Below are 18,032 nucleotides of genomic sequence, written 5' to 3'. Positions count from 1 at the left end.
ACACAAATGGAGACACCGATGACCCGTGCAATTCTGATTGGCCTGGCCCTGTTCACCCTCACCGCTTGTGAAACCGCAAAGGGCGCTGGCAAAGACATCGAGAAAGCAGGCGACGCGATTCAAGGCGCGGCCACGGACGTGCAGGAAAACCTGTAAACCACTCCATTTATTGCTGGGTCGAGGCAGGAACCGCAACATATAGTTGATACCGGCCACGATCCACAGTAAACTGCGGATCACAGGTGCATAGACGCGGTATTGCATTTCTGACAACACGACGGGGTTCTTGTGTACAAACAAGAACCCCGTTCCCTTTTTTAAGGGGATAGAGTGGCAGTCTGTTTCAAGCCAATGTCCGGCAAAAGGAAAAGGCGTCAGGTGCGCAGACGCGGTCCATGCATGCATCCTTGCGGATACTCCTGACGCCTTGCCGGGTCGACACGTCCGAGGAACGTCCCGAGCCAGTTGCCCCGGCCCCCTAAAGGGCCAAAGCCGCTGCGTCGTACCTGCTGGCACCACACAGCACGCGCCGACCTTCTGAGAGGGTAATCGCCTGATCCAAATTCGAAACCTAGATCAGCCATTTGCCCACCGGTAAATCATTGCAACGAAAAACAAATCCTAAAATCCGCTCTCATCGCTCTGACCCCCTGGCCTTTGCGCCCCGCTCAGGTTCCGAAGAACCGTTGCAGTAATCAGACTGTTACATTCGGACCTGTCTCGAACAAGAAAATAGCACTGCAGCATGAAAATTAGACGGGGATAAGATGTTGATATGTGCCGGGAAGCTTATGTGGATAACTCTGGAAACTTCGAAGTGCCACTGGCTTGGCGGTGGAAAAATAAAATCATCCGACAATAACGCAATTTTGCAGTCTTTCTGCGAGTGCAAAGGCCATTAATCGGTCAAATTAGTAACAACCGTGAGATTCACCGATCCCCAGAGGCAAGTTTCCAAGAATCGATCCCACTTTTCGCAGCGGACATAATGTGAGTTTTGGGTCGAGCGCCATTGCCCACTTTCTGCAATACCGCGCTGAAGGATCGCGAAACCCGGCTGGCCTGTACCGAGGAACGCCGCTTTTGGGCATAGACCAATCCGAGCCCTGTCGCAGGTGGCACCATCACCGCCCGACCCGCCCCCTCACCGAGGGGATCATAGTTCCGCTTTTTGAGAAGCGCTCCGACCCGATCAGGATTACCTATTACGTGCTGCAACAAACCGCAGCCAGTACCCCCTACAGACCGATCGGGCCGGAAACGCTTCAGTTCACCTGACGTTCCAGAACGGTGCTGTAAGTCGTTCCGTTACGCAGGCTACGGAAATCCGCATAGATCTTTCCATCTTCGTACCGGGCGTCGATCAACGCGTTTGCGCCGATGATCATGGGCGAGGTTTCGATGATCCCGATACTTCCCGAACCGTCCAGGCTGATGGTGCCAGTGGCCTCATTTTCGTTCCACTCGGCATCGCCTTCACGACGCCATTTGCTGGGACCCCAGAACACGTTGTCTTCCTGAATCTGGACATCCAGCATCCATTCAGCCTGATTGAACCTGGGCTCATCGCCGCGTTGATAATGGCTTGGTGAAACGGTTGTGTACGAGCCCAACCAAGTACCGCGCAGATCAGGCGCGGTATCGGCCAGCGCGGCCGTACCAAGGGTGAGGGTCGTGGCCAGAGCGGCTGCTCCGGCAGTCATGTATCTGGTCATTGGCTCTCTCCTTCTGTCGGGCCGATGCTGGCCTTCTCAACAGATTGGAAGGGCGCGATCCAGTTACAACTTACCTGAGGGAAACTTCATGATTGGTTCATGGACCCCTTAGACATCCACAGCGAACGGGGGCACGTCAAACCCCGCACCCCTATCGCAAGCCTTTGTGAAGATTGATTTATTCGATTGTGATACTACCTGTGATCGTATTCACAAACTTCTTGGTGTCAGGATCAGTCAGCGACGAAAAACTCCCGCTTCCGGTGGCGCTGGCCCAACTGCCCGAACCGCCCGAGACGGTCCAGTCGCCCGTCAAAGCCCCATCCGCACCAAGGCCCGTGGCCGTCCAGGTCATCACCGCCTTATCGCCCGAGGTGGTATCGAACACACAATTCCCGGTGCCCGAGACCGCAGCCCCGTTGACCAGCAGCGCACCGAAGCACGAACCCGTTGCCCCCTCCAGCGGGTGCCCGGCGGTAACTTCGAAACTGTCATAGTCGGTCTGCGTTTTGACCACGGCGTTCCCGTCCGAGATGCCATAGACTTGGTTCGCGTTCGTCCCCATGCCTTTGCTTTCGCCGTCATAGGTCTCGGCCTGGGCCAAACCTGCGGACAAGCCTAGGGTCAGAACTGTGGCTGCGGTCGTCGTTAAGAATTTGTGCATAATAACCTCTCATTTCTGAGGGTCATGCGTTGCAGGCACCCGAAGAATAAAGCCGCCCAAACGCGGTCCCCCGCGGACACAATAACAGATTGAGATGTGTGCGTCTAAAGCGGGGAACTATGCACCACGGATCAGCTTTCGAGCTTGCGAGCCACCAGATACGAAACCGGGAACGCCGCCACAAACCCCACGACAGCTGCGACCAGAATATGCGTCGCCGACGTGTAACCCATTGCCAAAACCGCAATTACAGCGGACCCGGCAAGGGTGGAACCAAGAAAGATGTGAAGGATCAGCATCAGGGTCAGCATAGGGTGCCTCGTTTTTCCAGTCTGTTTTCGCGCACACTAAAACCAAGCTTGAGGGTGGTCCTTGATCTGGGTCAGAATAAGTGGAAGTTCGAGGCGCGATCAGGCCCATGCCAAGGCCGTGCCGACCAGGACTAGGCCAATCCCGGCGACTTCGCGACCAGAGAAGTTTTCGCCGAACAGGAAGTAAGAGGCGATGGCGATCAGGATGACCTCGGCCCCCAGAATGCCGGTATAGATGATGCCCAGCCGCTCGTCGCGCAGCGCGGCAAGCTCCAGTGTCGCCCCGGCCAGCAGGGTTGCAACGATCAGCAGGCCAAGCCCCACGCCGGGGAGTTTCCACCAGAACTTCATCGCGATCATGGCCACGGAATAGAGACCCGCCGACCCGAGGGCGATGATGGGGATCATGGATGTGGACATCTGCGCCTCCTGCTGAGGGTTCCGTTGGGTCAAGTGTAGCAGGAGGGAGGGGTTGGGGCTGTGAGGTGGGTCACAGTTACATGTGGAAGCAACGCTGCGCAAGTGAACCGGCAGACGACACAAAAACTAGATGTTGGAACTATTCCTCACCTTTTCGGCTAGTCGTAGATAAGCAGATCAATGCTACTCATGCTTGTATTTTTGGCATTGACTTCCCGCAAAATATTTCTCTGATAGCAACTTAATGAAAGCAGGAGATTTATAATGGACCCGATTTTAGATGGCTATGTTTCCGACTATACAAAAAAAGCAGAAATTTCCTCAAGCGATCAGGGGAAAGCGTTCGAACACTTTGCAAACCACTGTGTAATCGCACGCGACTTTCCGTCACTTACCAACACTCAAGATATAGTCGTTGGGGGAAGTAACGATACAGGCATAGACGGTGTCGCATTTTTTGTTAACGGAATTCACATAGAAGACACAACAACAATTGACTACTTCGCAAATAAGACCAGAATTTCCGTCGACCTAGTCTTCATTCAATCGAAGTCCGGACCAAAGGTATCGGCGAGTGAAGTGGGGACATTCTGTGAAGGCGTATACAATTTCTTTAAAAATACCGGGATGAAAGAAAGTTCAGAAATAACAGAGTTAAAAAAACTTGTATCGCATGTATTTCAAAAAGCTGCGTCGATGGCCAGAAGGCCAAATATCTACATGTACTATTGTACTGCCTCCAATTTTAAGGGTGATCAAAATGTCGACTCGCGATCAAGATCGGGGTGCGAACGGTTAAAAGAACTTGACCTATTTAACCAAGTCAATTTTGAATTTTTAAACAAGAAAAAATTGACCACGCGCTATGATGAAATTAGGTTGAAAATTGAGCGGACGATAAATTTTGAGCGACATGCCGCTTTCCCGAAGATAGATGGAATTCGTCAAGCATACATTGGCTTGTTAAAATGTGAAGAACTTGTCAAGTTAATCTCTAACTCTGACGGCGAACTACAACGCAATCTCTTTTCCGAGAACATTAGAGATTTTTTGGGTGAGAACAAAGTCAACAAGGAAATAAAAAACACAATTACCTGCCAAGATTCTCGAACTCGTCTACCAGCTCTAAACAATGGAATTACTATCGTCGCAAAGGAAGTCGCAAACGTCGCTGATCAATTCACGCTTAGAGACTATCAAATTGTTAACGGCTGCCAAACCAGCAATGTAATATACCTCAACAAAAGCCACTTAAACGAGGATGCATTTGTTCCAGTAAAAATTGTTGAGGTTGCAGAAGACGAGCTTGTAAATGAGATTGTGAAGTCAACAAACCGCCAAACTCAGGTGACGGATGAGGCTTTTGTTGCACTAGAGGACTTCCACAAACAATTGGAGAAGTTCTTTTCGAACATACACCCAGAGAACGGGCAAAAATTGTATTATGAGCGTAGAAGAAATCAGTATCAAGAACACGCTATTACTCAAAAGCAAGTCGTGACACTCACGCTATTGACGAAGAGCTTTGTCGCAATTTTTAAAGAAGAGCCACATAGCACACAGAGGTACTACGGAGAATTACTTGATGCCAACAAAGCAACCATGTTTATTGATGGGCAGTCTTTGTGGGCGTACTATGCCGCCGCTGTTATATTCTACAGGATCGACAAGAAACTCAAACAATTGAAACCAGCTTGGCTAAAGAAGTACCGGTATCAATTTTGCTTACTTTATTACCGCTCCTTTGGAGTATCTCCCGAGATTCAGTCTCACAAAAAGATGCAAGCGCACTGTTCACGCCTGATTTCTGAAACTTGGGTCGATGAAGAATTCGAACGTAGGTTCAACGTTTGTAAGCGCATAATTACTGATGCAGAAAAGAATGAACCTAAAGACCATCAAGGCAACCCGCCATACAGAAGAAGAGAATTCACGCGGAAGATCTTGACTGAAGTAGAGAGTGGCATCTAGCCACTCTAACTATCCATCTTCAACGCTGAAATAAACGCCTCCTGCGGGATATCCACCTTCCCGAACTGACGCATTTTCTTCTTACCCGCCTTCTGTTTGTCCAGCAGTTTGCGTTTCCGCGTGGCATCGCCTCCGTAGCATTTCGCGGTCACGTCCTTGCGCAGGGCTGAGAGGGTCTCGCGGGCGATGACCTTGCCGCCGATGGCGGCCTGGATCGGGATTTTGAACATGTGGCGCGGGATCAGGTCCTTGAGCTTTTCGCACATCGCCCGGCCCCGCATCTCGGCCCGGTCGCGATGAACCATGGTCGACAGCGCATCAACTGGCTCGTCATTCACCAGCACCGACATCTTGACCAGATTATCCTCGGTATAACCGGTCATCTGGTAGTCGAAGCTGGCATAGCCCTTGGTCACCGATTTCAGGCGGTCGTAAAAGTCAAAGACGACCTCGTTCAGCGGCAAGTCATAGACGACCATGGCGCGGCTGCCCGCATAGGTCAGGTCCAGCTGGATGCCGCGGCGGTCCTGGCAGAGTTTCAGCACGTCGCCGAGGTATTCATCCGGCACAAGGATGGTCGCCTTGATGCGCGGTTCCTCGATATGGTCAACCTTGGAGGGGTCGGGCATGTCGGCGGGGTTGTGCAGCTCGATCATCTCACCGTCTTTCATGTAGACGTGATAGATCACCGAGGGCGCGGTGGTGATGAGCTCGATATCGTATTCGCGTTCGATGCGGTCACGGATGACCTCAAGGTGCAGAAGGCCCAGGAAGCCGCAGCGGAAGCCAAAACCCAGCGCGGCCGAGGTTTCCATTTCAAAGCTAAAGCTGGCGTCGTTCAGGGCCAGCTTGTCGATCGCATCGCGCAGGTCTTCGAATTCGGAACTGTCGACGGGGAAAAGACCACAGAACACCACCGGCTGCGCGGGTTTGAAGCCTGTCAGGGCCTCTTCGGTGCCGTTACGGTCATTGGTGATGGTGTCACCGACGCGGGTGTCGCGGACCTGTTTGATCGAAGCGGTGAGAAAGCCGATCTCACCAGGGCCAAGCGAGTCCACCATCTCCATCTCGGGGCGGAAAACACCGACGCGGTCCACATGGTGCAGGGTGCCGTTCGACATGAACTTGACCCGCATCCCCTTTTTCAGCGTGCCGTCCATGATGCGGACCAGAACGATGACGCCGAGATAGGCGTCGTACCACGAATCCACCAGCATCGCCTTGAGCGGTGCATCCAGATTGCCCTGCGGTGCGGGCAGTTGCTGCACGATGGCTTCAAGCGTCTCATGGATGCCCTGCCCCGTCTTGGCCGAGACCTGAATGGCGTCGGTCGCGTCGATGCCGATGACGTCTTCGATCTGTTCGGCCACGCGGTCACAATCGGACGCGGGCAGATCGATCTTGTTCAGCACCGGCACGATCTCATGATCGGCGTCGATGGCCTGATAGACGTTCGCCAGCGTCTGCGCCTCAACCCCTTGGGTCGAGTCCACAACCAGTAGCGAGCCCTCGACCGCGCGCATGGACCGGCTGACCTCATAGGCGAAGTCCACGTGGCCGGGGGTGTCGATCAGGTTCAGCACGTAATGCTCGCCGTTGTCGGCGGTATAGTCGATGCGGACCGTGTTGGCCTTGATGGTGATGCCACGCTCGCGTTCGATATCCATGCTGTCGAGCAGCTGTTCTTTCATGTCGCGATCCTTGACCGTTCCGGTCTCTTGGATGAGCCGGTCAGCAAGGGTGGATTTGCCATGGTCGATATGCGCGACGATGGAGAAATTGCGGATATGAGCGAGGTCTGTCATGGGTTGGGATATGTCCGGAGATTTGGGTCTCGTCAAGCCGTGAAGCGTTGCAGCATAGGCGCGCAGTGGGTCTTTCTACCTAAATGCATTTACCCAGTATTTGCGAACGGATAGGATTATGCCGTTGATTGGCCCGAACACTAACAAGAAAGCAGTTTAAACGTTGGCCGACTATTCGATTTTCGTTCTTGGTGAAAGCCAACTGTCGATCACGGTGCCTCAGGGGTTGGACGGTATCACTCAGGGCACGGGCATACATTTGATCGGTCAGACGATCACGATTGACTCTCGCGCGGCGACCGAGGTCTTCATCACCGACGCGGGAAGCGACACCAATTTTGCCGACAACGATGGAAATCAGCGTTTGGATGGCGACCAGACGATAGACGGCACGCTATTCACCGACGGCACGCGAGTTGAGGCTGAGTACGGCATCACCTTAACAGATGGAGTGAACACTTGGCAGGCGGTTGCGTTCAACGTAACCAACTCTTCTCCGGCATACGCAACCGTTGAGGGGATTGCCTTTATCGGAGGGCCCGGTCAGTTTCCCCCCGCTGGCGTGCCCTTGACCGTTGTCAGCACGCAGGAAGGCCCGAGCTTTGATGAAAGCGAATATGTTACACCGATCTGCTATGATGCTGGAACTTTAATTGAAACGGAACAGGGTCACCTGCCCATCGAAGCATTGAAGCCGGGTGACAAGGTTTGGACACAGGATGATGGGTTTGTTTCGGTGCAATGGACGGGTGTCCAGGATGTCATTGCTGCAGGCCGCTTCAAACTAGTGAAAATTCCCGTTGGCGTTCTATCCAACTTTGCCCCGCTCAAAGTCTCCCAGCAACATAGGATATTGATTTCACATCCATTGGCCGAGTTGTTGTTCGCAGAGAATGAAGTTTTTGTCCCCGCCATAAGCCTTGTGGATGCCGGTATCGCATATCTGGCTACAGATCGAACGGCCCGCTTTCATCACTTTTTACTGGAACGGCATAACGTCGTCCGGGCGAACGGCGCAGCCTCCGAAAGTCTGCTGGCCGCATGTTTGGCGGATCAGCTAAACCCAGACAGGCTGTTTTTTCCCGAACTCACGGGGCGTGTTATGGAAACAACAGACACGGCAAGACTGGCCTTAAAACGCCGTGAGGCCGCATTTTTGCTCCAATCGCTGTTGTCCATTGATCCGCAAACCCGATTGATTCATACTCCGCCGCAGACCGAGAGGGGCGTCAGATCACTCCGGGCAGGCAAAAACGAGGCAAGAGCATGAAAAAGTTCCTCCTAATCGCACTATGTGCCACATCTCTGACGGCGATAGCACCGGTCGAAGCTGCGCAGATCAAACGGGCGTGTCTGGCGTCTGATCGTACAGCCGCGACACGGGATCGATGCAACTGCATTCAACGCGTGGCCAATCAGGCATTGACCCGCAGCGATCAGAAAACCGTCGCGAAGTGGTTCACCGACCCCCACCAGGCGCAAGAGTTGAAGATGTCGCAAACTGCGCGCGATGATGCGCTTTGGGATCGGTATCAGAACTTTGGCCAGATGGCACAGGCGATCTGCAGCTAAGGCATTCTGAATCCTTGACCTGATCCGTCCTGCGCCCCAGAAAAGGCGCAGCGAAAGGTGTATCTAATGGTAATGAAAGGGCTGACCCTGCGTGGGCTCGAAGTGTTCGAAGCCTTGGCGCGGACGGGATCGGTGGCGCAGGCGGCCGAGATCACCGGGCTCAGCCAGCCTTCAGTGTCACAGCAATTGCGTAATCTGGAAAACGCTCTTGGCACCGAATTGGTGGATCACGGGCGACGCCCGATGCGGCTTACCCAGGCCGGGCACAGCTTTTTGGTACGAACCGAGTCAGTTCTGGCCGAGTTGCAAATAGCACAAAGCGAGTTGACCGTGATGGACCTGGGGCACCTCACCACTTTGTCCATCGGGCTGATCGACGACTTTGACAATGACCTGACGCCTCGATTGGCGACCCTATTGGCCGACAGCCTGACACGGTCGAATTTCAAGCTCATTACCCTGCCCAGCCTGGATCTGTTCGCCGAGTTGGAAGCGCAACGCCTGCACCTGATGGTCTCGGCCCATTCCGGCGAAGTGCTTGAAGGTGTGGTCGAATATCCCTTGGTCCGCGACCCATTTATTCTGGTGACCCCCAAGGGGGTCGACAATGCCACGCAGGACCTGCCCTTTCTACGCTATGCCCGTGAACAGCTGATCAGCCGCCAGATCGAGTCGCATCTGGCGCGGCAGCAACAGAAATATGAGGAACGGTTCGAGATCGGTTCGCATCTTGCCTTAATGGCCATGGTCGCACGCGGGTTGGGCTGGGCGATCACAACACCGCTGGGCTATATGCGGGCAGCGCGTTTCCACGACGCGCTGGCGGTCCATCCCGTACCATTCGGAGAGTTTTCGCGCACAATTTCCCTGTTCACGCGCACCGATTGGTCCGATCAGGTTCCACAAGAGGTCGCGGGCATGATGCGTCGCCTTATGCGCAATCAGATCGTCGACCCGGCGTTGGTGCAACTGCCATGGCTGACGGATAAACTGAAAGTAATGGGCTAGGCCCGCAGATGCGCTTGAAGCCCTTCAACGGCAGCTTCGATTAGGTCCAGCGCCCCGTCGAAATCACGGGTGTAATACGGATCGGGTACATGATCGGCACCCGTTTCGGGTGCGAAATCGGTGAGCAACTGTACAGGGGTAGTGCTCCCAGCGGGGCGCAACGCCTCGATACTTGCAATGTTTTTGGCGTCCATACCGATGATCAAATCGAACCGTTCGAAATCCTCGGCTACAAACAGCCGGGCTCGCAGGTCGCTAAGGTCAATTTCGCGGGCCTGTGCCGCTGCCTGCATCGGCCCATAAGGCGGATTACCAATATGCCAACCCGAGGTTCCGGCGCTATCGGTGGTGTGATGCGGCGCGCGGGCGCGAAACACGCCTTCGGCAGCAGGAGAACGGCAGATATTGCCGAGACAGACAAAGAGGATACGGTGGGTCATGGGCCAAGGTGTAACGCGAAGGGCAATGATGGAAAAGATCGTCATACTGACAGGGGCCGGTATTTCTGCCGAAAGCGGGTTGGGCACCTTCCGCGATGAAGGCGGGTTATGGGCACAACACCGGATTGAGGACGTCGCCACTCCCGAAGGTTTCGCCCGCGATCCCGCTCTGGTTCACCGGTTCTACAACGCCCGACGCGTGCAGGCCGCCAAGGCCAAACCTAACGCTGCGCATGCCGCGCTGGCACGGTTGCAAATGGACTTTCCCGGCGAGGTGGTGATCGTCACTCAGAACGTCGACAGCCTGCACGAATCTGGCGGCGCCGAGCATGTGATCCACATGCATGGCACGTTGGCCGGAGCGTTTTGCCCGGCATGCAGCCACCGCTGGGCATCACCACCCGAGATGGCCGTGGGCGAACCCTGCCCTACCTGCGGTGCCGCCACCGCGCGACCGGATGTGGTCTGGTTTGGCGAGATGCCCTATCACATGGACGCAATCTACGACCATCTGGCCGAAGCGACCCTGTTTGCTGCCATCGGCACCTCGGGTCAGGTCTATCCAGCCGCCGCCTTCGTTCATGAAGCCTTGCAATCCGGCGCCCGCACGGTCGAACTGAACCTCGAACCTTCAACCGGAGCCTCCAGTTTTGATGAGGTCATTCTCGGCCCCGCAACGGAAACAGTCCCATCTTGGGTAGATGGCTTGCTCAGCCCCAGATGACAGCAGACACCGGCAGGATTTTCCGTTTATAGTGAAGGCCTAACCAGCTGGGAGAGCATCATGTCAGACCCTCAATCCCCGCACGAGGAAATCCTCGAGGATGGCACTTTGGACGGCCGCGACGCTTTGGGCGATCAACTCGCGGGACTGTGGTGGACGTTCCTGTTGCGCGGCATCTTCGCTGGGGCACTGGGCATCGCTGCGCTGTTCTGGCCGACAGGCAGCATTTCACTGCTGTTGCGTCTGGTCGGTCTGCTTCTGATCGTGGATGGCGGCCTGACTTTGCTGGGCTTTGGTCGGCGTGGATTGATAGGGGGCGTAGGGGTCGGCGCCCTGTTGATCGGTCTGGTACTTCTCCTGTGGCCCGAAGGCGTGGCGCGGCTGACCTTCTTCTTGTTAGGGGCGTGGGCCCTGATCATCGGCGTTGGCTCGCTGATGGCATGGCGGCAAATGTCGGATCAACACCCCGATGCGCCCTCAGTGCGCAATTCCGGGGTCATAGCGCTGCTGATCGGGTTGGTGCTGATCTTCTGGCCCGGCAGCGGAATGGTGGCGCTGGGATGGGCCATTGCCTTCGGGGCCCTGGCCTTTTCGGCGGTGATGTTCTGGCTGACCGCCCGGTTCAAACGCGCCCATGACCGGGTCGCCATGCGCGTGGTCAATCGCTAACCACCTCCGGAAACGGCAACAGGCCGGGCAAAGCCCGACCTGACGCATGGATGAGGGCCGCAGCGCGGCCTGAAGACAGGCGTAGCCTCAGTTCGAATGTGTCCCGTGGCCGCCAGCGTCCTGACGTTCCAGATCAACCGGCACCTCGATCTCGATCTCTCCGGCCTTCTCAAAAATCAGCGTCACCGGTACGGTCGCGCCTTGCTCGAATGGGGCAGTCAGCCCCATGAACATCACATGGTCGCCACCGCGCTTCAGCATGTGGGTTTCACCGGCTGGAATGACAAAACCTTCTTCGACGTGCATCATCTTAGCTACGCCGTTGTCATCAATCTTGTGGGTATGCAGCTCAACACGTGCAGACGCATCGGATTCCACGCCAATCAACCGGTCGTCAGCCTCGCCCGTGTTTTTGATCATCATAAAGGCAGCACCGGCCTTGGCTGCTTTGCCTGCGGAGCGCGCATAGGCGTCATCAACGGCAATCGTACCCTGAGCAAAAGCAGATGTTGCCAGCGTTGCAGCGACCAGAGTGATCAGAAGTTTGGATTTGAGGGACATTGCACCTCTCCTTGTATAAGTGTCTGAAAGAAAATGTGTCTTCAGATCACAACCGGAGGCGCGCGCGCCGGTCTGAAGGGAACCGGCAGGGCAACCAGATTACCCGCCTTGCGCAAAGGCGCGGGCTGAAACTGTTCTGGCGCAACGGGCATGGCGGCTGCCGGGACAACGACCGCCCCCAAGAGGGTCAGCGCGTATTCAGGGCAGAAATGAGGGGGCTGAGTCGGCTGGCCTTCGGCGTCCATATAGACCACCACCGGGCCTGTACCAGTGCAAAGCACCATCTGCCCCACCGCCCTGTCCATTCCGCGCGATGCAGCCACCCCCTGCCCTGTCAGAATGACAAGCAGCGAAAGCGCCAAAGGCAGAAATCTGTTCAGAACGGGTTTCATCCTGCGCCTGATATAGGCCGGACTCAAAGCGGGCTTCAAGCGCAATCGAATACGCCTGAAACCCGCAACCACTGGGTTCGTGTCAGCTGTCCACGCCAGGACGTTTGACGGACCCTTTGGTCAGGCTCGTATGCAACCTGTTCACCTGTCGTTGCATCCGAAAGCATGTCCCAAACGTCTTGCCAAAAAAGGCAGCCAACAGGGAGAGGAAATCAGACAATTTAAAAGACATGGGGGTAAACTCCGCCAGATGAATATGACCAAACATAAAACAGTCTTGGCGCAGGGTATGTGAACAATATCACCGTGGTTGAAAAATTAATTCCAGTTCAGGAGCAGGCCGCGCAAGAAAAAACCCTGCACCTTGCGGTACAGGGTTGAATTCTTTGAAGGGAAAAGGGTTTACGCCGTGGCTTGTGCCTTGGCAATTTCCTTTTTCACTTTCAGCGCGTTTGCCGACAGTTCGTCATCTTTGGCTTTGGCCAGGAACGCATCCAGACCACCACGGTGGTCGACCGAGCGCAGTGCAGCCGCCGAGATGCGCAGCTTGACGCCACGGCCAAGGGTTTCGGACTGCAGGGTAACGTCGTTCAGGTTCGGTAGAAAACGACGACGAGTTCTGTTTTTGGCGTGGCTGACATTGTTGCCAGTCATCGGGCCTTTTCCGGTCAGTTCGCAACGGCGCGACATGGTTTCTTCCTTTGTTTCTGGAGGCCGGGCATGATGCCAGCGGCCAAATCACAAGGGGCGCAACCCGAAGTCGCGCCCGAAAACTGGTTGGATGCGTGTAGTGGGAATCGCCAGAAGGGTCAAGACAGATCGCGCGAAATCTTTGCTCAGGCATCACCGGGCGGTTGGATACACGCCTGCAAAAGCGGTTTTTTGTTCTTGCGATGGCGTTCCAACAGATGCGACTGCTGCCGTCCGCGCGGAATATAGCGGGCGGGCCGCGGTGTCAGTTTCTTTTCGATCAGCTCAGGAAATATCTCAAAAATCTCGCGGCGGGCCTCTGAACTCAGAGTTTTCAGCGCCTCGGGCCCTGTAAACAGGCTTTCTGTCGGCGCGCCTTCGGCAAAGATGACCTGATGTTGATCGAAAAGCAGATGGTAGTACTCAACCGATGTGACGTCTTTGTCCACGAATATACCGGGCAAGGCTGTTAGCTTGATGGCGGGAATCAGCACTTCGCGTTCGTCGAACATGCGTTGGGCAATGGGGGACTGGACCAGCATCCGATGCTGTCGCGAAACCAATAAGTCCCGACTTGGAAAACCGCCGCCCAGCGCCCCTGCCAGAATTCGAATGGGATAAAGTTTGGGGTTCCTCTTCAATCCGTCCAGATCAAAGCGTCGCCTCCCGATCCAGCGAATCTGTTGCAACCCCTTACCCAGTGTCTCAATCATGTCGCCGGTGCAGAGATCTTGGATAAGCACGGGGCCGGATCGTGTCAAAATCTCAGTGTCGCGTGTGAAGCATGGAACCCCTGTTCCGTTCTCGAATGCCTGATAAGAGACGGACGGCCCAGACGGTAGGTTCGACGGCAGGATAAAAGTGCCGCTTGAGACCGAGTAGGAAACGCCTTCGGCAACGGTGAAAGTTCCAAACGTATCGTCGGTGACGACCGTGCCAACGGGCAGGTTCAAGCTGTCCGTTCCACCGCCACCGCGAACGTCGCCTGTAACGTTTGTGCTGTTGATGTTCAGGGTGTCGTTGCCCTGCCCCAGCCGAACATCACCAACGGTAGATCCCTGAAGGTTGACCGTATCATCATCAATTCCGGCATTCACTTGCCCGACCACAGTACTGCCGGTGATAACGATATCGTCGTCTCCGCGATTGCCCCGCACGGAACCGGAAATCGTACTGTTGGTAACGGTGACATCGTCATCGCCCTGTCTGGCGCGAATATTGTCAATTGGTCCGGGTACCGTTGTCCCGTTTAAAGAACCGGTATTGTCGGTGACTTCAATGTCGTCGTCGTTATTCGTCCCGTTGATATCGGGCATGTTCGACGGTTCCTGTCGCCTGAGCCAATCGCACAACTCAAAATTGCATTCGCTTTGATCTTACACGACAAATGATGAACGCGCCACTCTGCCCGGCCGGTTAGTCTGCCGCCAATTCAGTCAGCATTTGTTTGGCCGCGATCGATGGGCTAAGGACACCTTCACCTACCTGAGTGCTGAAACGATCCATCATCGCACGCGCCTGTGGTGTTTCGAGCCGGGCCAACAGGGCATGCCGGACCTCTTGATCGAACCAATATCGCGCTTGATTGGTTCGATTGGCCTCCCAATGGCCAGCTTCGCGCCGCCAATCAGTCAGCGATTGCATTTCGGACCACGCGTCTTCCAAGCCGTGTTCCTCCACCGCCGACACTGTCATAGCCTTGGGAAAGGTCTCGGGGTCCTGCGGGCGCTTTCGCAACAGGCGCAGCGCTCCGGCATAGTCGGCGCAGGTGCGGATGGCTGTAGGCTTCAGATCTCCGTCTGCCTTGTTAATCAGAATCATGTCGGCCATTTCCATGATGCCGCGCTTGACGCCTTGCAATTCGTCTCCGCCCGCTGGGGCCAGCAGCAACAGGAACAGGTCGGACATTTCGGACACAACGGTTTCTGACTGACCCACACCCACGGTTTCGATCAGCACCACATCGAAAGCGGCGGCCTCGCACAGCGCAATCGCCTCGCGCGTACGTCGGGCCACACCACCCAGATGCGACTGGCTGGGGGATGGGCGAATAAAGGCGTTTCTCTCGCGACTCAGACGCTCCATCCGGGTCTTGTCGCCCAGAATCGAGCCTCCGGAGCGGGACGAGCTAGGGTCAACCGCCAGCACCGCCACCCGCAGCCCCTGGGCGATCAGCATCATGCCAAAGCTTTCGATAAAGGTGGATTTGCCAACCCCTGGCGTCCCCGACAGGCCGATACGCAGCGATTGCCGTTTGGATTTAGCCAGATGTGCCAGCAATTCGGTCGCCTGCGCCCGGTGATCCTCACGGCCGCTTTCGACCAGAGTGATGGCGCGGGCAAGTGCGCGCCGCTCACCGTTCAAAATTCTGTCGCTCAGGCTGTCTATGTCCATTTCATCCTCGATATTTTGCGGCACGACTACTTGCCGTCCCGACAAACCGTTTGTCCAGACTGGACCGCTGAGGAAATACGCCGCACACCAATTATTCGCACCCATGTGTTGCCGTTCCTCCGCTGTTAGCGGTCGTGCCACCCTGGTTTGCGCCGCGCACAGGGCGGAACTGGACCTTATCGTGCCGTTGGCGGATAAAGCCCGCATGACACGACTGCCCATTGAAGACGCCATCCCAGACCTGCTTGCGGCCCTCAAGAGTTCCGGCCGCGCTGTGCTTCAGGCTCCTCCGGGGGCGGGTAAGACGACACGCGTGCCCCTGGCGATACTCGAGGCGGGCTTGTGCGACGGCAAGATCGTGATGTTGGAGCCGCGCAGATTGGCCGCGCGCGCTGCTGCCGAACGGATGGCCGACACTTTGGGCCAACGCGCGGGTGAGACCGTAGGTTATAGGGTGCGGGGCGAAGCCAAGGTTTCAAAATCAACCCGGATCGAGGTCGTGACCGAAGGCATTCTGACCCGGATGTTGCAATCCAATCCCGACTTACCGGGTGTGGACGCCGTGATTTTCGACGAATTCCACGAACGATCCCTGAACGCCGATCTGGGATTGGCCCTTTGTTTGGAAGTCACCGGCGCTCTGCGGGATGACCTGATGCTACTGGCCATGTCGGCAACGTTGGATGCCGAGCCGGTTGGACGGTTGATGGGCGCGCCAATGATCACCTCCGAAGGACGCAGTTTTCCGGTCAAAACACACTGGCTGGACCGCCCTTTGGGGGCGCAGGCACGGCGGCTGGACGCTCTGGTCGATCTGGTTGTTCAGGCTGAAAGGGACACGCGCAAAACCGGCGGCGGGGTGTTGGTGTTCTTGCCAGGTGAGGGTGAAATTCGCCGGGCCGAGGCCGCCTTGTCCGCGCGCTTGCCGGAGAACTGCGTGCTGCGCCCCCTGTTCGGGGCCATGCCTTTTGCCGCCCAGCGCGTTGCGATTGCGCCGATGGATCAAGGGCGCAAAGTGGTGTTGGCCACGTCGATTGCCGAAACCTCACTGACCATTCCCGACATTCGGGTCGTGGTTGATATGGGGCAAGCGCGACGGGCGCGGTTCGATCCCGGTTCGGGCATGTCCCGTTTGGTAACCGAGCGTGTAACCCGCGCCGAAGCCACCCAGCGCGCCGGCCGCGCAGGCCGCGTGGCCGAGGGCAAGTGCTATCGGTTGTGGTCCAAGGGTGAAGAAGGTGCGTTGTCTGCTTATCCTCCGGCCGAGATCGAGGCCGCGGACCTGACAGGTTTGGCATTGGAACTGGCGCTGTGGGGTGCGGAACCGGGCGATCTGGCCTTTCTGACACCGCCGCCCGAAGGCACGATGGTCGAGTCAAAGGCTCTGCTGACGATGCTGGGGGCGCTGGATGCCAAGGGGCGGATTACGGACCACGGGCGCGCCCTGGCTGCCCTGCCCCTGCATCCGCGTCTGGGTCATATGTTGGTGTCTGCCGGTTCCGGTGCCGCCACTTTGGCCGCATTGATGGCCGAACGCGATCCGCTAAAGGGCGCGCCGTTAGACCTTTTGCTGCGACTAGAGGCCCTGCGCGACATCCGCGCGTTTCAACGTAACCGCGTCTGGCAAGTGAATGCAGGCGCAGTGGATCGAATCAAAGCCGAAACCAAACGTCTGCGTACCAAGGGCCAGGCCAGTGATCTGAGCCCCGCCGCCATGGCCGCGCTGGCCTATCCCGACCGCATCGGACAGCGCCGCAAGGGTGACGTTCCCCGCTATGTTCTGTCAGGCGGCAAAGGTGTGGTGCTGGACAGCGGCGATACGCTGGCCGCGGCACCTTATCTGGTGGTCACGGACACCGACGGTAATCCGCGCGAAGCAAGGGTGCGCATGGCCGCCCAGATCAGCGAAGGCGAAATCCGCAATCTGTTTTCCGGGCAAATCAGCTGGGTCGACAGCTGCGCCTGGTCAAAACGCGACCGCCGGGTGGTGGCGCGCAAACAGGAAAGGTTCGGCGCGATCACGCTAAGCGACCGTCTGTGGAAGGACGTGCCGGACGATACCGTGGCGCAGGCCATGCTGGATGGCGTGCGCGATCTTGGATTGCGTCTGGACGGAGCGGCGGCGCGGTTGGCGGCGCGCGTTGAATTGGTGCGGGCCGAAGGGGCTGATCTGCCTGAATTTACCATCGAAGGGCTGACCGAGTCGCTTGAGGACTGGCTGCTGCCCATGCTCTCGGGCGTACGCAACGCCGAAGAGTGGAAGCGGTTTGACCTGCTGCCCGCTCTGCGCGCCCGGCTAGACTGGACCCAGACGCAAGAACTGGATCGCCGCGCGCCCGGATCGTTCGAAACACCGCTGGGCCGAAAGGTGGCGATTGATTATGGCGGCGCAGTGCCTGAGATTTCCGTGCGCCTGCAAGAGTTGTTTGGCGTCACGCAGCATCCGGTTGTGGGGGGCGAGGCGTTGAAAATCACCCTGCTTTCTCCTGCGCAACGACCGATCCAGATCACCCGTGATCTACCGGGATTCTGGGCGGGCTCTTACGCCGATGTTCGCAAGGATATGCGCGCGCAATACCCCAAGCATCCCTGGCCCGAAGACCCGACACAGGCCAACCCAACCCTGCGCGCAAAACGGCGGAAATAGCCGCGACCCCGACATTTGTGATAGAGTTGGCTCAGGCAATTGTTTGTAT

The 18,032-nt window shown here is 56.6% G+C and carries 19 protein-coding genes; 8 read left to right on the top strand and 11 right to left on the bottom strand.

Translation table 11 applies throughout. The features are described 5' to 3' along the window. Positions 1-18: 18 nt before the first annotated feature. On the top strand, positions 19-156 hold the full coding sequence (locus GOX21_RS19005; RefSeq protein WP_082643663.1) for an entericidin A/B family lipoprotein: 138 nt from the start codon (positions 19-21) through the stop codon (positions 154-156). 1,109 nt (positions 157-1,265) lie between these two features. On the opposite strand, the gene GOX21_RS19000 is transcribed toward GOX21_RS19005, so the two are convergent. The 4 genes from GOX21_RS19000 to GOX21_RS18985 form a co-directional block, all read right to left on the bottom strand. Continuing rightward, the gene (locus tag GOX21_RS19000; RefSeq protein ID WP_170351349.1) at positions 1,266-1,715 is read right to left on the bottom strand and encodes a hypothetical protein; all 450 of its coding nucleotides are present in this window, start codon (positions 1,713-1,715) and stop codon (positions 1,266-1,268) included. Between the two features lie 178 nt (positions 1,716-1,893). Beyond that, entirely contained in the window at positions 1,894-2,379 is a 486-nt protein-coding gene (locus GOX21_RS18995; RefSeq protein WP_170379175.1) for a hypothetical protein, read from the bottom strand. Positions 2,380-2,510: 131 nt separating this feature from the next. Next, positions 2,511-2,690: a CTP synthetase gene (locus GOX21_RS18990; protein ID WP_170362555.1), complete on the bottom strand. Its 180-nt coding sequence runs from the start codon at positions 2,688-2,690 to the stop codon at positions 2,511-2,513. A gap of 99 nt (positions 2,691-2,789) precedes the next feature. Beyond that, positions 2,790-3,110, bottom strand: a complete 321-nt coding sequence (locus tag GOX21_RS18985; protein ID WP_170379173.1) for a hypothetical protein — start codon at positions 3,108-3,110, stop codon at positions 2,790-2,792. 264 nt (positions 3,111-3,374) lie between these two features. On the opposite strand from GOX21_RS18985, the gene GOX21_RS18980 reads away from it, so the two are divergent. Next, complete coding sequence (locus GOX21_RS18980) at positions 3,375-5,081, top strand: AIPR family protein (protein ID WP_170379171.1); 1,707 nt, start codon at positions 3,375-3,377, stop codon at positions 5,079-5,081. 5 nt (positions 5,082-5,086) lie between these two features. Here GOX21_RS18980 and lepA read toward each other — a convergent pair whose 3' ends face one another. Further along, on the bottom strand, positions 5,087-6,886 hold the full coding sequence (lepA, locus tag GOX21_RS18975; RefSeq protein WP_170379169.1) for a translation elongation factor 4: 1,800 nt from the start codon (positions 6,884-6,886) through the stop codon (positions 5,087-5,089). A gap of 226 nt (positions 6,887-7,112) precedes the next feature. On the opposite strand from lepA, the gene GOX21_RS18970 reads away from it, so the two are divergent. From GOX21_RS18970 to GOX21_RS18960, 3 genes are all read left to right on the top strand, one after another. Next, the gene (locus GOX21_RS18970; RefSeq protein WP_170379167.1) at positions 7,113-8,156 is read left to right on the top strand and encodes a Hint domain-containing protein; all 1,044 of its coding nucleotides are present in this window, start codon (positions 7,113-7,115) and stop codon (positions 8,154-8,156) included. After that, the gene (locus GOX21_RS18965) at positions 8,153-8,458 is read left to right on the top strand and encodes a hypothetical protein (RefSeq protein WP_170351356.1); all 306 of its coding nucleotides are present in this window, start codon (positions 8,153-8,155) and stop codon (positions 8,456-8,458) included. Before GOX21_RS18970 ends, GOX21_RS18965 begins: the two co-directional genes overlap by 4 nt. 66 nt (positions 8,459-8,524) lie before the next feature. Further along, the gene (locus GOX21_RS18960) at positions 8,525-9,466 is read left to right on the top strand and encodes a LysR family transcriptional regulator (RefSeq protein WP_170362549.1); all 942 of its coding nucleotides are present in this window, start codon (positions 8,525-8,527) and stop codon (positions 9,464-9,466) included. On the opposite strand, the gene GOX21_RS18955 is transcribed toward GOX21_RS18960, so the two are convergent. Next, entirely contained in the window at positions 9,463-9,906 is a 444-nt protein-coding gene (locus tag GOX21_RS18955; RefSeq protein ID WP_170379235.1) for a low molecular weight protein-tyrosine-phosphatase, read from the bottom strand. The two genes, GOX21_RS18960 and GOX21_RS18955, sit on opposite strands and share 4 nt — an antisense overlap. 28 nt (positions 9,907-9,934) lie before the next feature. Here GOX21_RS18955 and GOX21_RS18950 point away from each other — a divergent pair, with 28 nt between their 5' ends. Together GOX21_RS18950 and GOX21_RS18945 are read left to right on the top strand one after the other, a co-directional pair. Continuing rightward, complete coding sequence (locus GOX21_RS18950; RefSeq protein WP_170379233.1) at positions 9,935-10,630, top strand: NAD-dependent deacylase; 696 nt, start codon at positions 9,935-9,937, stop codon at positions 10,628-10,630. 60 nt (positions 10,631-10,690) lie between these two features. Beyond that, complete coding sequence (locus tag GOX21_RS18945) at positions 10,691-11,299, top strand: HdeD family acid-resistance protein (protein ID WP_170351359.1); 609 nt, start codon at positions 10,691-10,693, stop codon at positions 11,297-11,299. 87 nt (positions 11,300-11,386) lie between these two features. Here the strand turns inward: GOX21_RS18945 and GOX21_RS18940 are convergent, their stop codons facing one another. From GOX21_RS18940 to meaB, 5 genes are all read right to left on the bottom strand, one after another. Beyond that, on the bottom strand, positions 11,387-11,860 hold the full coding sequence (locus tag GOX21_RS18940) for a copper chaperone PCu(A)C (protein ID WP_170379165.1): 474 nt from the start codon (positions 11,858-11,860) through the stop codon (positions 11,387-11,389). 41 nt (positions 11,861-11,901) lie between these two features. Then, complete coding sequence (locus GOX21_RS18935) at positions 11,902-12,252, bottom strand: hypothetical protein (RefSeq protein ID WP_170379163.1); 351 nt, start codon at positions 12,250-12,252, stop codon at positions 11,902-11,904. A 402-nt stretch (positions 12,253-12,654) separates the two neighbouring features. Next, complete coding sequence (gene rpmB, locus GOX21_RS18930) at positions 12,655-12,942, bottom strand: 50S ribosomal protein L28 (RefSeq protein WP_170362546.1); 288 nt, start codon at positions 12,940-12,942, stop codon at positions 12,655-12,657. 146 nt (positions 12,943-13,088) lie between these two features. Then, positions 13,089-14,258, bottom strand: coding sequence for a Hint domain-containing protein (locus GOX21_RS18925; RefSeq protein ID WP_170379161.1), 1,170 nt, complete (start codon positions 14,256-14,258; stop codon positions 13,089-13,091). Positions 14,259-14,358: 100 nt separating this feature from the next. After that, positions 14,359-15,336 (bottom strand): methylmalonyl Co-A mutase-associated GTPase MeaB, encoded by a 978-nt coding sequence (gene meaB, locus GOX21_RS18920; RefSeq protein ID WP_170351482.1) that lies wholly within the window; start codon positions 15,334-15,336, stop codon positions 14,359-14,361. Between the two features lie 205 nt (positions 15,337-15,541). On the opposite strand from meaB, the gene hrpB reads away from it, so the two are divergent. Then, positions 15,542-17,983, top strand: a complete 2,442-nt coding sequence (hrpB, locus tag GOX21_RS18915) for an ATP-dependent helicase HrpB (protein WP_170379159.1) — start codon at positions 15,542-15,544, stop codon at positions 17,981-17,983. Positions 17,984-18,032: the final 49 nt, after the last annotated feature.

The sequence above is a fragment of the Ruegeria atlantica genome (genome assembly GCF_013032005.1).
In the GTDB taxonomy this organism is placed as follows: Bacteria; Pseudomonadota; Alphaproteobacteria; order Rhodobacterales; family Rhodobacteraceae; genus Ruegeria; species Ruegeria atlantica_A.
Note: the sequence above shows the minus strand (reverse complement) of the source record. Positions and strands in the feature narration are given on the sequence as shown.